Here is a 13,825-nt window from a genome sequence, read left to right as displayed (position 1 = left end):
TTCCCACGAACCGCCCGTCGGAACTCCATTCCGGCCAATCTCCGGGCCGCATATCTGACGGAAGACCTCACGCCTGCGCCCGGTGGTCCGGTGGCGCGGCCGGGCCCCGCGCCCCGGTGGTACCGCCTCCGGAAGCGATCGCACCTGCGGATTGACCACAAAGCCCCACACGACCGATCAGGCAGCTACAAGAACGGCCGAATTGGCCACCGCGCCGATCCGTATCGCCACGTTCTGCGACATGATCGCTACGCATCGTTCGATGACGCATTCACCAGACGACTGAGTGCGCCCTTCCCTCTGTGCGGCCGACCGGCATGTCGGCACCGCCGTGCTCCGGGAAGCCGGCGCAGAGGAGTTGACGCGTGTCCGCACAGCACCACTCCCTCCCGGAGGCCTTCGCGCGACAGGCTGAGCTGTCTCCCGACGCGACCGCACTGATCTGCGGTGCCGAGGAGGACACGGCCCTGACGTACCGGGAACTCGACGCCCGTTCCGACCACTTGGCCCGGCGCCTTGCCACGGAGGGGGTGGGTCCGGGTTCCACCGTGGCGGTCCTGATGGAACGCTCGGCCGAGCTCGTGGTGTCGCTGCTCGCCGTCGTCAAGTCCGGTGCCTGCTATGTGCCGTTGGACGCACGGCAGCCCGCTTCGCGGCTGCGGTCGATGGTCGAGCAGACCGGGTCCCGGCTGATCCTGACGGACGGGCCACGTCCCCGGGCCGAGTTCGGCGCCGCCGGGCCGCGGGTCCTGCCGGTGCCGCTCGGCGCACCGGACGGGCACGAGGGCCCCGCGTCCCCCGGCGTCCCCGCCGAACCGCGGCAGCTCGCCTACGTGATGTTCACCTCGGGCTCCACCGGTACGCCCAAGGGCGTGGCCGTGACCCACGAGAACGTCGTGGGCCTGGCCCGGGACCAGGCCTGGCGCGGCGGCGCCCACGAGCGGGTCCTGCTGCACTCGCCGCACGCCTTCGACGCGTCCACCTACGAAATGTGGGTGCCGCTGCTGTGCGGCGGGACGGTCGTGGTCGCGCCCCCGGGCGAACTGGACGCCCGTGGCATCGCCTCGGCGGTCTCGGATGCGGGGGTCACCGGAATGTGGGTGACCGCCGGGCTGTTCGCCGTCCTCGCGGAGGAGGACCCGCAGTGCTTCCGAGGCGCGCGCGAAGTGTGGACCGGCGGGGACGCGGTCTCGCCCGCGGCCGTCCGCCGGGTCCTGCGGGCCTGCCCCGGCACGGCGGTCGTCAACGGCTACGGGCCGACGGAGACGACGACGTTCGCCACCTGCCACCGGGTCGCCGGCGCCGGTGGCTCGGGCACCGTGGTGCCCATCGGCGCCGCCATGTCGGGCATGCGCACCGAGGTCCTCGACGGGCAGTTGCGCCCGGTGCCGCCGGGTGAGGTCGGGGAACTGTACATCGGCGGCTCGGGCCTGGCCCGTGGCTACTGGAATCGCCCCGACCTGACCGCCGAGCGGTTTGTCGCCGACCCGCTGGGAGAGCCCGGCGCCCGTCTCTTCCGCACCGGTGACCTGGTGCGCGGCGGGCCGGACGGTCTCCTCGAGTTCGTGGGCCGCAGCGACGACCAGGTGAAGATTCGCGGTTTCCGTGTCGAGCCCGGCGAGGTGGAGGCCGTCCTCTCGGAGCACCCGGGTGTCGCCCAGGCCGCGGTCGTGACCAGGGAGGACCGGCCCGGGCACAAACGGCTCGTCGGCTACGTCGTGCCCGCCGATGAGGCCGGGCCCGGGCAGGGCGCCCCGCACGCGGACTCGGTGAGCGAGTGGCAGGGGATCTACGACTCGCTGTACAGCGATGTCGCCCGGGCGCACTTCGGCGAGGACTTCTCCGGCTGGCACAGCAGTTACGACGGACAGCCCATTCCGACGGAGCAGATGCGGGAGTGGCGCGACGCGACCGTGGAGCGCATCCGCGAACTCAACCCGCGTCGCGTCCTGGAGATAGGCGTGGGCACCGGCCTGCTGATGTCCCGCCTTGCTCCGCAGTGTGACGCCTACTGGGGAACGGACCTGTCCGGCCAGGTCATCGAGGCGCTGACGGGACTGGTGCGCCGGGACGCCTCGCTCGCGGACCGGATCGAGCTGCGCGCCCGTGCGGCCGACGACATCAGCGGTCTGCCCGTCGACTTCTTCGACACCGTCGTCGTCAACTCCGTCACCCAGTACTTCCCCGACGCCCACTACCTCACGGACGTCCTGGCCAAGGCCGTCGAACTGCTCGTCCCCGGTGGGTCCGTCTTCATCGGGGACGTACGCAACCTGCGCCTCCTTCGCGCCTTCCACACCGACGTCCAGCTGCGCCGCCCGGACCTGCCGTCGAGCCCCGGCGCATTCCGGGCGGCCGTCGAGCACGGCATGGTCCGGGAGAAGGAGCTCCTGGTCGACCCGGCGTTCTTCACCGAACTGGCGGGTGCCGTTCCCGGCATCGGCGGCAGCGAGGTGCGGGTGAAGCAGGGACGGTACGTCAACGAGCTGACCCGCTATCGCTACGACGCCGTCCTGCGGAAGGCCGGACACGAAGCGGCTCCCGAACCGCCCGTGGAAGAGCTGCGGTGGGGTCAGGACGTATCGGATCTGGAATCGCTGGCCGGGCGCCTCGACGCCGGACGGCCCGTCGACATCCGCCTCACCGGCGTGCCCGACCACCGGATGGCACCCGTTGCCGCGGCGCTGCGGGCCCTCGACGGTGTGGGCGGCCCGGGCCAGGTCCGCCCGCTGAGCGGTCAGGACGACGTCGAGCCCCTCGTACTGGAGCAACTGCACGAATGTGCGGCCCAGTTGGGGCTCCGGGCGTCCGCCACTTGGTCGGCCACCATCGATGACGCCCTGGACGTCGTGCTGACCCGCCGCCTGCCCGGCGCACCCGGCGCCGCCGCCCCGGCACCGGCAGGTACGGCGCTCACCTCGCTGGTCAACGCCCCCGCGACTGCGCGCGACACCGGCGCCCTGGTCTCCTCGGTCCGTGACTTCCTGCGGGGGCGATTACCCGAGTACCTGGTCCCGGCCGCCACGGTGGTCCTTGAGACCCTGCCCCTGACGCCGCACGGCAAGGTGGACCGGCGCCGACTTCCGGAGCCCGACATCCGCTCCGCCGAGGACGGGCGGCCGCCCCGCAACCCCCTCGAAGAGCTGCTGTGCGGGCTGTTCGCCGACATCCTCGGCGTGTCCAGGGTCACCATCGACGACAGCTTCTTCGCGCTCGGCGGGCACTCCCTGTCGGCCACCCGTCTCAGCTCCCGGCTGCGGTCGGCGCTCGGCCTCGAGCTGCCGGTGCGCAGCGTCTTCGAGGCACCGACCGTCGCCGGCCTTGCCGAGGCCGTGCGCCAGGCGTCGGCAGGCGACCGGCCCCCGCTCCAGCCCATGGAGCGCCCGGATCGGATACCGCTGTCCTTCGCACAGCGCCGCCTGTGGTTCCTCGACCGGCTCCAGGGTCCGAGCGCGACGTACAACGTCCCCCTCGTCCTTGAACTGAAGGGCGACCTTGACCGGACAGCTCTCGAAGCCGCGCTCGGCGATGTCCTTGAGCGCCACGAGAGCCTGCGGACGGTCTTTCCCGAAACGGCCGGTGTGCCCCGACAGCTCGTCCTGGACGGCGCGGCCGCACGGCCGCCGCTGGACATCAGCACGGTGACGCCCGCGGAACTCGACGCGGCGGTGGCCGCAGCGGTACGCCGCCCGTTCGACCTGGCGAGCGAAGTCCCGGTCAGGGCCCACCTGTTCACCACGGCCCCGGACCGTCACGTCCTGGCACTGACCATCCATCACATCGCCTGCGACGGATGGTCCCTTGCACCACTGTGGCAGGATCTCGCCACCGCCTACGCCGCGCGCCGTTCCGGTGAGGCCCCGGGCACGGAACCCCTGCCGGTCCAGTACACGGACTACACCCTGTGGCAGCGCCGGCTCCTGGGCGACGAGGACGACCCCGGCAGTCCGGCCGCCCGCCAGATCGCCTATTGGACCGGTGCCCTGACCGGGCTGCCCGAGTGCGCCGAACTCCCCCTGGACCGGCCCCGGCCGCGGACCGCGTCGCACCGCGGCGACACCCTGCACTTCACCGTGGACGCCGATCTGCACCGGCGGATCGTGGACCTGGCAGGGCGGTGCGGGGCGAGCCCGTTCATGGTGGTGCACGCCACGCTCGCCACCTTGCTGACCAAACTGGGCGCGGGCCACGACATCGCGATCGGTACCCCGGTCGCGGGCCGCACAGACCATGCCCTGGACGGTCTTGTGGGGTTCTTCGTCAACACCCTGGTGCTGCGCACCGACACCTCGGGGAACCCCGCCTTCCGAGATCTGCTCGCCCGGGTGCGGGAGACCGACCTCGCCGCGTACGCCCATCAGGACATGCCGTTCGAGCGCCTCGTGGACGCCCTCGCCCCGGCGCGCGGGACGGCCCACCACCCCCTGTTCCAGGTGATGCTCGCCCTCCAGAACGCTCCACAGGGTGCGCCGGAGCTGCCGGGCCTGACCGTCGGGGAGCGCCCGGTGAGCACCGGTGCCTGCCGGTTCGACCTTTCGCTGAGCCTGCGGGAGTCCCGGGGCGCCGACCAGCGCCCGCAGGGCATGGACGGGGTGGCGGAGTACAGCACCGATCTGTTCGACCGGGGTAGCGTCGAGCGTCTCGTCCAACGGTTCCTGCGTTTCCTCGACGCGGTCACCGCCGACCCCGGGCAGCGGATCGGCGCGCTCGACGTGGTACTCGCCGACGAGCGGGAAAGGCTCCTTGCGCAGGGCCGCGACAGCGTGCGGGACGTACCGCGGCTGCCCCTGCCCGATCTGTTCGAGGCGCAGGTCGAGCGGGCACCGGAGGCGACGGCGCTGCTCTTCGACGACGGAGTGGGACCCGTAAGGAAGTTGACGTACCGTCAGCTGAATGCCCGGGCGAACCGGCTCGCCCGGTATCTCGTCGGCTGCGGCATCGGCCCCGAGCAGTACGTGGCCATCGCGCTGCCCCGTACGGTCGACTCGGTCATCGCCACCCTCGCCGTGTTGAAGGCGGGAGGCGCCTATCTGCCGCTGGACGCGAACTACCCCGCGTCGCGGCTCCGGTTCATGCTCGAGGACGTCCGTCCGGCGCTGCTCCTCACCGACTCCGGCACCTCGCTTCCGTTGCCGGATGTTCCCGGCACCCCCGGTATGCGCCGAGTCGTCCTGGACCGGGCCGAGACCCGGCACGCCGTCGGCCTGTGCCGGGAGACGGACGTAGCCGACGGCGAGCGGGTACGCCCGCTGACGGACACCAGTCCCGCGTACGCCATCTACACGTCCGGGTCCACAGGACGGCCCAAGGGCGTCGTGGTGACCCACTCCGGTTTCTCCGGTGTCACCGAGGCGCAGCTGCGGCGGTTCGGGGTGACGGCGTCGAGCCGGATCCTCCAGTTCGCGTCGCACAGCTTCGACGGCGCCGTGTGGGAGCTGTGCGGCGGACTCCTGACCGGCGCCACGCTGGTCATGGCACCGGCCGAACTCACCGCGCCCGGGCCCGGGTTGGCTGACCTGGTCGAGCGACACGCCGTCACCCACGCGACGCTGCCCCCGGCCGCGCTGACCGTGCTGGAGCCCGCTCAGCTGACGTCCCTGTCCGCACTGATCGTCTCGGGTGAGGCGTCGTCCGGGGAGACGGTCCGGCGCTGGTCGGCCGGACGCCGTTTCATCAACGGCTACGGCCCGACCGAGACCACCGTGTGCGCCACGCTCAGCTCCCCGCTCTCCGGCGGCGGTACGCCTCCGATCGGCAGGCCCACCGTGGGCGCGAGCACCTATGTCCTCGACCGCGACCTGTGTCTCGTGCCGCCCGGGATCCCCGGCGAGCTGCACGTCTCCGGGGCCGGACTCGCCCGCGGCTATCTGCACCGGCCGGGGCTGACGGCCGACCGGTTCGTGGCGGACCCGTTCGGCGCCCCCGGCTCCCGGATGTACCGCACGGGCGACATCGTGCGCTGGAACCGTGCCGGGGAACTGGAGTACCTGGGCCGCGCCGACGGGCAGGTCAAGATCCGGGGGTTCCGCGTCGAGCCGGGCGAGGTCGAGGCCGCGCTGAGCGCCCATCCGGATGTCGCGCAGGCCGTGGTCGTCCCGCGCAAGGACAGCCGCGGCGCCACCTGCCTCGCCGGATACGCCGTGCCCGCCGGTCACCCGGCCGACCTGAACGGCCTTGAACTGCGCTCCCATCTGGCCGGCCTGCTGCCCGACTACATGGTCCCCGCCTCGGTGACGGTCCTCGACGCGCTGCCGCTCGCGGCGACGGGCAAGGTGGACCGGGCCGCGCTCCCCGCGCCGGACTTCGCGACGCTGTCGGCCGGCCGGGCGCCGCGCAATCCGCGCGAGCGCATCCTGTGCGAGCTGTACGCCGAGGTCCTGGACGTCCCACAGGTCACCATCGACGACAGCTTCTTCGACCTGGGCGGGCACTCCCTGCTCGTGACCCGGGTGATCAGCGGGATCCGCCGCCGTCTGGGCGTGGAACTGCCCGTCCGTACCCTCTTCGAACGGCAGTCGGTGGCGGCGCTCCTCGAGGCCGTCGACGGGCCGACCACGCCGATCGACCCGCGCGGGGCGGACGCGTGCGCTCCGGGCCCGGCCGGCCTCGCGGCGGACGCCGTGCTCGACCCGCGGATCACCGTCGGGCCCCGGCGGGAGGGCCAGTCCGGCGACACAAGGGACCACGAGAACATCCTGCTGACGGGCGCGACGGGCTTCCTCGGCGCCTTCCTCCTGCGCGAACTCCTCGACCGTACGAGTGCCGACATCCACTGTCTGGTCCGCGCGGACGACACCGAGCAGGCGGCCAGGCGCGTCCGGCGGAGCCTGGTGGAGTACGGGCTGTGGAACGAGTTCACCCGCAGCCGGATCGTGCCCGTGCCCGGCGATCTGGAGAAGCCCCTGCTCGGCCTCTCCTCGGAGCGGTTCGACGCCCTGGCGGACCTGACTGACGTCATCTATCACAATGGCGCGCGGGTCAACGCGGTTGAACCGTATGCCCGGTTGAGGGCGGCCAACGTGTCCGGCACCCAGGAGGTCCTTCGCCTTGCGGCTCGCTCGGTCCCGGTGCCGGTCCACCATGTCTCGACGGCCGCGGTTTCCGTGAGCACCGACGAGGATTTCGAGGGCCTCGCCCCCGTGCCCGAGTCCCACCGGGTACGCCCGGAGTCCCTCATGCCGGGCGGCTACACGGCCAGCAAGTGGGCGGCGGAGCAGCTCGTGTGGGAGGCGGGCGAGCGCGGGCTCCCGGTGAGCGTGTACCGGTTCGGCCGGGTGAGCGGACACACCGTCAGTGGGGCCGGTTCCAGCAAGGACGTGCTCTGGCAGCTCGTGCGGGCCATGCTCGTCATCGGGGCCGCGCCGCGCCCGGCCGGTCAGGACGACCCGCCGCCCGTGGTCGACCTGATCCCCGTGGACCACGCCGCGGCCGCCCTCGTCCATCTCTCCCGCCGCCCCGGCAGCCTCGGTCTGGCGCACCATCTCACGTGCCCCGAACCCGTCCCCTTCGACACGGTCCTCGGCCATCTGCGGGCGTACGGCTATCACTTGGACACCATGGGCCTCGACGACTGGACCCGGGCCCTGCGCCGGCAGGCGGACGCCGAGGCGGACCGGTCGGCAGGCGCGGGACTCCTCGACGCGGCCGTGCTGCTCACCGACACGCTGCCCGCGCTGTCCCGCCTGGGGCAGATCCGTCTCCACCGGGCCAACACCCTGACCGGCCTTGCGGATTCAGGGCCCGCGTTCCCGGCCCTGGACGGCGCGCTCATCCGGACCTACGCCGACTACTTCGTCGCGTCCGGCTTCTTCCCGCCGCCCGCTCGCTGAGCACCACCGTCACGCGGCCGGGACCTGGCCGCGGCACCACCACGCCATCACCTCATCCAGTCACCCGCTCATCCAGTCACCCATGGAAAGGCACGCATCATGAGCAACCCCTGGGACGACACCGAGGGCACCTTCTCGGTGCTGGTCAACGACGAGGGACAGCACTCCTTATGGCCGTCCTTCGCCACCGTGCCCGCGGGGTGGACCACGGTCCATGGCCCCGCCTCCCACCAGGAGTGCCTCACGTACGTCGAGGAGAACTGGACCGACATGCGGCCCAAGAGCCTCGTCGAGCACTACGACCGGTTCACGGAGGTGCGGTCCGCATGAGTGACCAGCCGTCACCCCGCAGCTATCCCTTCAGCGAAGCGGTCGCCCTGGACGTCGATCCGCTGTACGAAAAGCTGCGCCAGGAAGAACCCGTCCTGCGGGTGGGCTGCCCTTTCGGCGAAGACGCCTGGCTGGTCACCAAGCACGCGGACATGAAGAAGATCCTCGGGGATCCCCGGTTCAGCCGTGCGAAGGCGGCCGAGCACGACGAGTCCCGTCTCACCCCACTGCCCATCCACACCAGCATCCTGGGCATGGACTCGCCCGACCACACCCGGCTGCGCCGGCTCCTGGCCAAGGTCTTCACGGTTCGCCGGGTCGAGCTGCTGCGTTCCCGGATCGAAGGGGAGGCTCACCGGCTGATCGACGGGCTCGTGGCCCAGGGGCCGCCCGGTGATCTCATGGAAGGGTTCGCGGTGCCCTTCGCCGGTACGGTCGTCTGTGATCTGCTCGGCGTCCCCTTCGAGGACCGTGAGCGGTTCCGCGGCTGGCTCGACGCATTCTCCGCCACGACCGTGATGACGGAGGAGGAGATCGAGGCGGACACCGAGCGGCTGCACGGATACATCGCGCGGCTGATGGTCAGCCGCCGCGAGCGGCCGCAGGACGACCTGATCAGCGCCATGGTCAAGGCCAGCGACGAGGAGGACAGGCTCTCCGAGAAGGAGCTGGTGGAGCTGGCGAGCGTCCTGCTGATCGCGGGGCACGAGACGGTCTCGTCGCAGCTCATCGACTCCCTCTACGTTCTGTTCACCCACCCCGAGCAGCTGGAACTGCTCAGGAGCAGGCCCAAGTTGATGCCGAGGGCGATCGAGGAACTGCTGCGTTATGTGCCCCTCATCTCCCATGTCACCTTCGCGCGCTACGCCACCGAGGACATCGAGCTGAGCGGAACGCTGGTCCGTGCGGGCGAGTCCGTGCTGCCCGCCATTCCCTCGGCCAACCGCGATGAATCGGTATTCGAGAACGCGGACCGATTCGACCTCACCCGGGAGCACAATCCCCATCTGGGATTCGGGTACGGAATCCACCGCTGCCTGGGTGCGCCGCTGGCCCGCCTTGAAATGCAGGTGGCGCTGGAGGCGCTGTTCGCGCGACTTCCCGGAATGCGGTGTGCCGTTCCCCTGGATTCGCTGGAGTGGAAGGACGGAATGCAGGTACGGAGCCTGCTGCGGTTGCCGGTCGCCTGGTGAATTTCCGCTATATCCACCGGACTTGGTGGATGCTCAGGGCTTGGTGGATGCACAGGGCTTGGTGAAAGGCCTCCCCGCGGACATGTCGTACGTCCGCGGGGAGCCCCTTATCCGGACCGTCAGGCGAGCCGCCAGTCGGGGGACGGGGGACTCATGGCGACCGTGGCCGCAGGGTCACGATGGGCCACCGGACCGAGCACGGCATCGATCCGGGCCATGACCTCGTCGTCCAGCCTGATGCCGACCGCCTTGACGTTGTCGGTGATCTGCTCGGGCCGGGACGCGCCGAGCACGGCGGCACAGACATTGGGGTTCTGGAGCACCCAGGCGAGCGAGAGTTGAGCGACCGTCAGGCCACCGTCGGCGGCGATCGGCCGGAGCTGCTGCACCCGGCCGAGGACATCGTCCGTCAGCCAGGCGGCCAATTCCGCCGAGCCGTCGTTCGAGTCCGTCGCCCGGGAGCCCTCCGGCCACTTCCCGCCCGGCAGGTACTTGCCGGTCAGCACGCCTTGGGCCAGTGGCGACCAGACGATCTGCCCGACACCGAGCTCCTCGCAGGCCGGAATCACCTCGGCCTCGGGCACCCGCCACAGGGCCGAATACTGCGGCTGGTTGGACACCAGGGGGATCTTGAGCTCCCGGGCGAGAGCGTGCCCGCGCCTGATCTGGTCCGCGGTCCATTCGGAGACACCGATGTAGTGCGCCTTGCCTGAGTGCACCACGTCGGCCAGCGCTTCCATGGTCTCCTCGAGCGGGGTCGAGAGATCGAACCGATGGGCCTGGTAGACATCCACGTGGTCCGTGCCAAGCCGGCGCAGGGAGTTGTCGATCGACTCCCGTATGTGCTTGCGCGAGAGCCCCATGTCGTTACGGCCGGGCCCGGCAGGCGCGAAGACCTTGGTGAGAATCTCCAGGCCCTCCCGCCGCTCTCCCTTCAGTGCCCGGCCGAGGGATTCCTCCGCGTGGGCGTCCGCATAGACGTCCGCGGTGTCGAAGGTGGTGATTCCGGCGTCAAGTGCGGCCCGCACGCAGGCGAGTTCCGTCTCTTCGCTTCTCGATGAGCTCCGGGTCAGCCAGTTGCCGTACGCAATCTGACTGACAATTAAACCACTGCGTCCCAGATGGCAAAATTCCATGACCCCAAATTATCAACGGAATTGGGATCGTTCCGGCGAATGCGCAATTGACTAGGGCGAGATCGCCGTCGAATCTGGGCGGCTTGTCTCTGGTAGCGGCTGGCGTGGGATCGGGCCTGGTGGCGGCGTCGCCGGAGGGTGACCCAGCGGCGCCAGGACGCCCAGCGCCGGACCTGGTGTTCGTCCGGCGACCCGCACCAGGGTGGACAGCAGTCGACGAGAAGACGGACAAGGGGGCACAGCCCTGAGCACTTGACTGATACACCGGCCCCGAGCGGCAGAGATTTCCACCATGAGCGACACCAACGGGCGACCGACCGTCAATCGACTCTTGACGTCGCTCCCAGACTCCGGCGGGCTGGGAGCGGGGGGAGCACGAGATGCTCCCCCCCGGTCCCACCACTCACCCCGAAAAGGCCTCAGGGCCCATCCGAAGATGAGCCCTGAGCTGCGGAAATATCCGACATCACTGTCGGGACGACAGGATTTGAACCTGCGACCCCTTGCCCCCCAGTCAAGTGTCCTATTCTGGTTCGGAGTTGAGAAGCCCCGTTGGCACGCACACGACGCCGTATGCGGAACTACTGCGCCGCTTGGCCCCCTCAACCAGCGAAATCCGCCGCCTGCCGAACAGCGCGCACCCGACCCCCGCGACAAAAGTTGAGAACCGTCGGCCTCACTGCCCGCCGGGCAACCCTCACCACTCGAAGCGGGGGATGACTCGCGATCAGCTCTCCAGCACGGACATCATTCGCTCCCCGCTTCTGACGGACCCGATGATCTCGTGAAAGCGGTCGACTGCGATGTTCCCGCCGGACAGGACGACGCCTATCCGCTCTTCCGGCGCCCCGGCCCGCAGCCTCAGGACGGCAGCCGCGGCACACGCACCGCTCGGCTCGACCACCAGCCGGTCGTGCTTCCACAAAAATCCCATCGCTCCCGCTATCTCGTGATCGGAAACGGTCTCGATCCCGTCGAGCAACGCTCGGTTCACGTCGAACGTGAAACGTCCGGGTGTGCGATGACGCAGACCGTCGGCGAGGGTCCTCGGGGGCGGAACGATGACCCGCCGGCCGGCCCGCAGCGAGCGAGCCGTGTCGTCGGCGTCCTCCGGTTCGACGCCGATCACCTTGATTGTCGGGTTGAGCGCCTTGGCCACGGTGGCGCATCCGGCCGCGAGACCGCCGCCGCCGACCGGCACGATGAGCTGATCCAAGTGCCCTGCGTCGGCGAAAAGTTCCAGCGCCACGGTGCCGTGCCCGGCCGCCACATCCGGGTCGTCCGACGACGGCAGCACCGGGAGGCCGCGCTCGGCGGCGAGCGCCGCCGTGATCGTGTCACGGTCGTCACTTTCCGGGTCGTACGTGACGACGGTGGCGCCGTGGCGGCGCACCGCCGCCAGCTTGAGCTCGGACACGTCCCGGGGAAGCACGAGCAGGGCCGGGACACCAAAGCTCTCGGCGAGCTGCGCGACCGCCCTGCCGTGATTGCCCGACGAGCCCGCCACCACTCCCCTGCGCAGCGACGCGGGGCCGAGCATCAGCATCTTGTTCAGCGCTCCTCGGAACTTGAACGCGTTGCTGTGCTGGTACATCTCTGCCTTCAGGGCGACCTTCGCACCCACCGCGGCGTCCAGAGCGGGCAACCGAAGTACCGGCGTTCGGATCGCTCTTCCCGCGATCCGTCCGGCTGCCCGCTCCACATCACTGATCAGCATGAGCGCCTTCCCCACCTAGAATCCGAATGGCTTCCACGGGTACTACCAGCGCTGACGCGAGGACTGGAGCCTCTGCCAGACCTCTGCGAGCACGTCCGGCCGCGCCAACTCCTCATGCCCATAGGGCACATTGACCTCTTCGATCTCACCGGAGACGAAGGGCCGCCATCGCTGTTCCGCCCCGTCCGGCTCATCGGCGCCCGCCGTCGAGGTGAAGATCAGCGCGTTGCCCGCGAACTCGCCCGGCACATGGCCGTGCTGAATTCCGGTGTTGTTCCGGAAGACGTCGGCGAGGGATCCGGCTGCCTCATCGGCGAGGCTGCCCAAGATGCCGCCCTGCTCCCGGAAGGCCTCGAGTACGGCATCGACGTCGTCGGCCTCCGCCGGGTCGATCGAGACGCCGAGCCCCTGCACCGCTACCGCCAGCAGTTCCGCGTCGCTCAGCGATGAGGTGTCCACCGCCTGCTCGCGGGGGTACGGATCGAGGAGCACGAGCGTCTCGACCTCCTCGCCCGACTCCTGAAGCTGTACCGCCACCTCGTGGGCGACGATGCCGCCGAGGGACCACCCGAGCAGGTGGTAGGGGCCCGTCTCCTGGACGCTGCGGATCTCCTGAACGTAGTCCTTGGCCATCTCCCGTACGGTGCGGGGCAGTTCGGCCGGCCCGACGAACCCGCGAGCCTGTATTCCGTACAGCGGATAGCCCGAAGGCATGCTGCGCAGCAGCGGCGTGTAGCACCAGCTCAGGCCGATGCCGGGGTGCACACAGAAGAGAGGTGCGCGGCTGCCGCTCTTCCGTAGCGGCAGGAGCACGCCGAGGGCGTCCCTCGGTGTCGATGCCCCGCCGAGCCCCGCCGCCAGCTCCGCCACGGTGGGCGCTTCGAACAGCGCCCGAATGCTGACGTCGACGCCCAGGACGGCCCGCACCCGGCTTACCAGGCGCGTCGCCAGGAGCGAGTCGCCGCCGAGTTCGAAGAATCCGTCGTCCACCCCGACCTGTGGCAGACCGAGCACCTCGGCGAAGATCCCGCACAGGATCTCCTCCTGCGGAGTGGCCGGGGCACGGCCCTCACCCGCCGCGGTGAAGTCAGGTGCAGGCAACGCCTTACGGTCCACCTTCCCGTTCACCGTCAACGGGATCTCATCCAGGACGACCACAGCGGCCGGGACCATGTAGTCGGGCAGGGCGGCCGCGACCGCGTCACGGACCCTCTCCGCGCTGACGGAACGGCCGGCATCGGTGACGACGTAACCGATCAGACGCTTGTCCCCCGGACGGTCCTCCCGCACCACCGCAACCGCCTGCACCACCCCCGCACACCGCGACAGCGCCGCCTCCACCTCACCCAGCTCAATACGGAAACCACGCACCTTGACCTGGTCATCCCCGCGGCCCAGGAACTCCAGCACGCCCCGCGCGTTCCAGCGCACCACATCCCCGGTCCGATACATCCGCTCACCCACCCCGCCGAACGGGCAGGCCACAAACCGCTCCCCGGTCAGCCCCGCACGCCCCACATACCCACGCGCCAGCCCGGCCCCGGCCAGATACAACTCACCCGCCACCCCCACCGGCACCGGACGCAGCCCCGCGTCCAGCACGAACGCCCGCATGTTGTC

At 70.4% G+C, this 13,825-nt stretch carries 6 protein-coding genes; 3 read left to right on the top strand and 3 right to left on the bottom strand.

From position 1 onward, the window contains the following. The first annotated feature begins 365 nt into the window (after positions 1 to 365). The 3 genes from AB0G47_RS22110 (at position 366) to AB0G47_RS22100 (ending at position 9,352) form a co-directional block, all read left to right on the top strand. Positions 366 to 7,829, top strand: a complete 7,464-nt coding sequence (locus tag AB0G47_RS22110; RefSeq protein ID WP_360772472.1) for an amino acid adenylation domain-containing protein — start codon at positions 366 to 368, stop codon at positions 7,827 to 7,829. Positions 7,830 to 7,928: 99 nt separating this feature from the next. Beyond that, a complete protein-coding gene (locus tag AB0G47_RS22105) occupies positions 7,929 to 8,159 on the top strand; it encodes an MbtH family protein (protein WP_360772469.1) in 231 nt (76 codons plus the stop codon). Further along, positions 8,156 to 9,352: a cytochrome P450 gene (locus AB0G47_RS22100; protein ID WP_360772466.1), complete on the top strand. Its 1,197-nt coding sequence runs from the start codon at positions 8,156 to 8,158 to the stop codon at positions 9,350 to 9,352. Before AB0G47_RS22105 ends, AB0G47_RS22100 begins: the two co-directional genes overlap by 4 nt. Before the next feature lie 119 nt (positions 9,353 to 9,471). Here AB0G47_RS22100 and AB0G47_RS22095 read toward each other — a convergent pair whose 3' ends face one another. From AB0G47_RS22095 to AB0G47_RS22085, 3 genes are all read right to left on the bottom strand, one after another. Beyond that, a complete protein-coding gene (locus AB0G47_RS22095) occupies positions 9,472 to 10,488 on the bottom strand; it encodes an aldo/keto reductase family protein (RefSeq protein ID WP_360772463.1) in 1,017 nt (338 codons plus the stop codon). A 727-nt stretch (positions 10,489 to 11,215) separates the two neighbouring features. Next, on the bottom strand, positions 11,216 to 12,205 hold the full coding sequence (locus AB0G47_RS22090) for a threonine/serine dehydratase (RefSeq protein ID WP_360772460.1): 990 nt from the start codon (positions 12,203 to 12,205) through the stop codon (positions 11,216 to 11,218). Positions 12,206 to 12,247: 42 nt separating this feature from the next. Beyond that, positions 12,248 to 13,825, bottom strand: a 1,578-nt coding sequence (locus tag AB0G47_RS22085) for an alpha/beta fold hydrolase (protein WP_360772457.1), incomplete at its 5' end; no start/stop codon positions are given.

Source organism: Streptomyces sp. NPDC021622 (assembly GCF_040640795.1).
Classification (GTDB): Bacteria; Actinomycetota; Actinomycetes; order Streptomycetales; family Streptomycetaceae; genus Streptomyces.
Note: the sequence above shows the minus strand (reverse complement) of the source record. Positions and strands in the feature narration are given on the sequence as shown.

Coding starts and splice junctions, on each gene's coding strand:
- AB0G47_RS22105 (WP_360772469.1), top strand. CDS start 7,929: ATGAGCAACCCCTGGGACGACACCGAGGGCACCTTCTCGGTGCTGGTC.
- AB0G47_RS22100 (WP_360772466.1), top strand. CDS start 8,156: ATGAGTGACCAGCCGTCACCCCGCAGCTATCCCTTCAGCGAAGCGGTC.
- AB0G47_RS22095 (WP_360772463.1), bottom strand. CDS start 10,488: ATGGAATTTTGCCATCTGGGACGCAGTGGTTTAATTGTCAGTCAGATT.
- AB0G47_RS22090 (WP_360772460.1), bottom strand. CDS start 12,205: ATGCTGATCAGTGATGTGGAGCGGGCAGCCGGACGGATCGCGGGAAGA.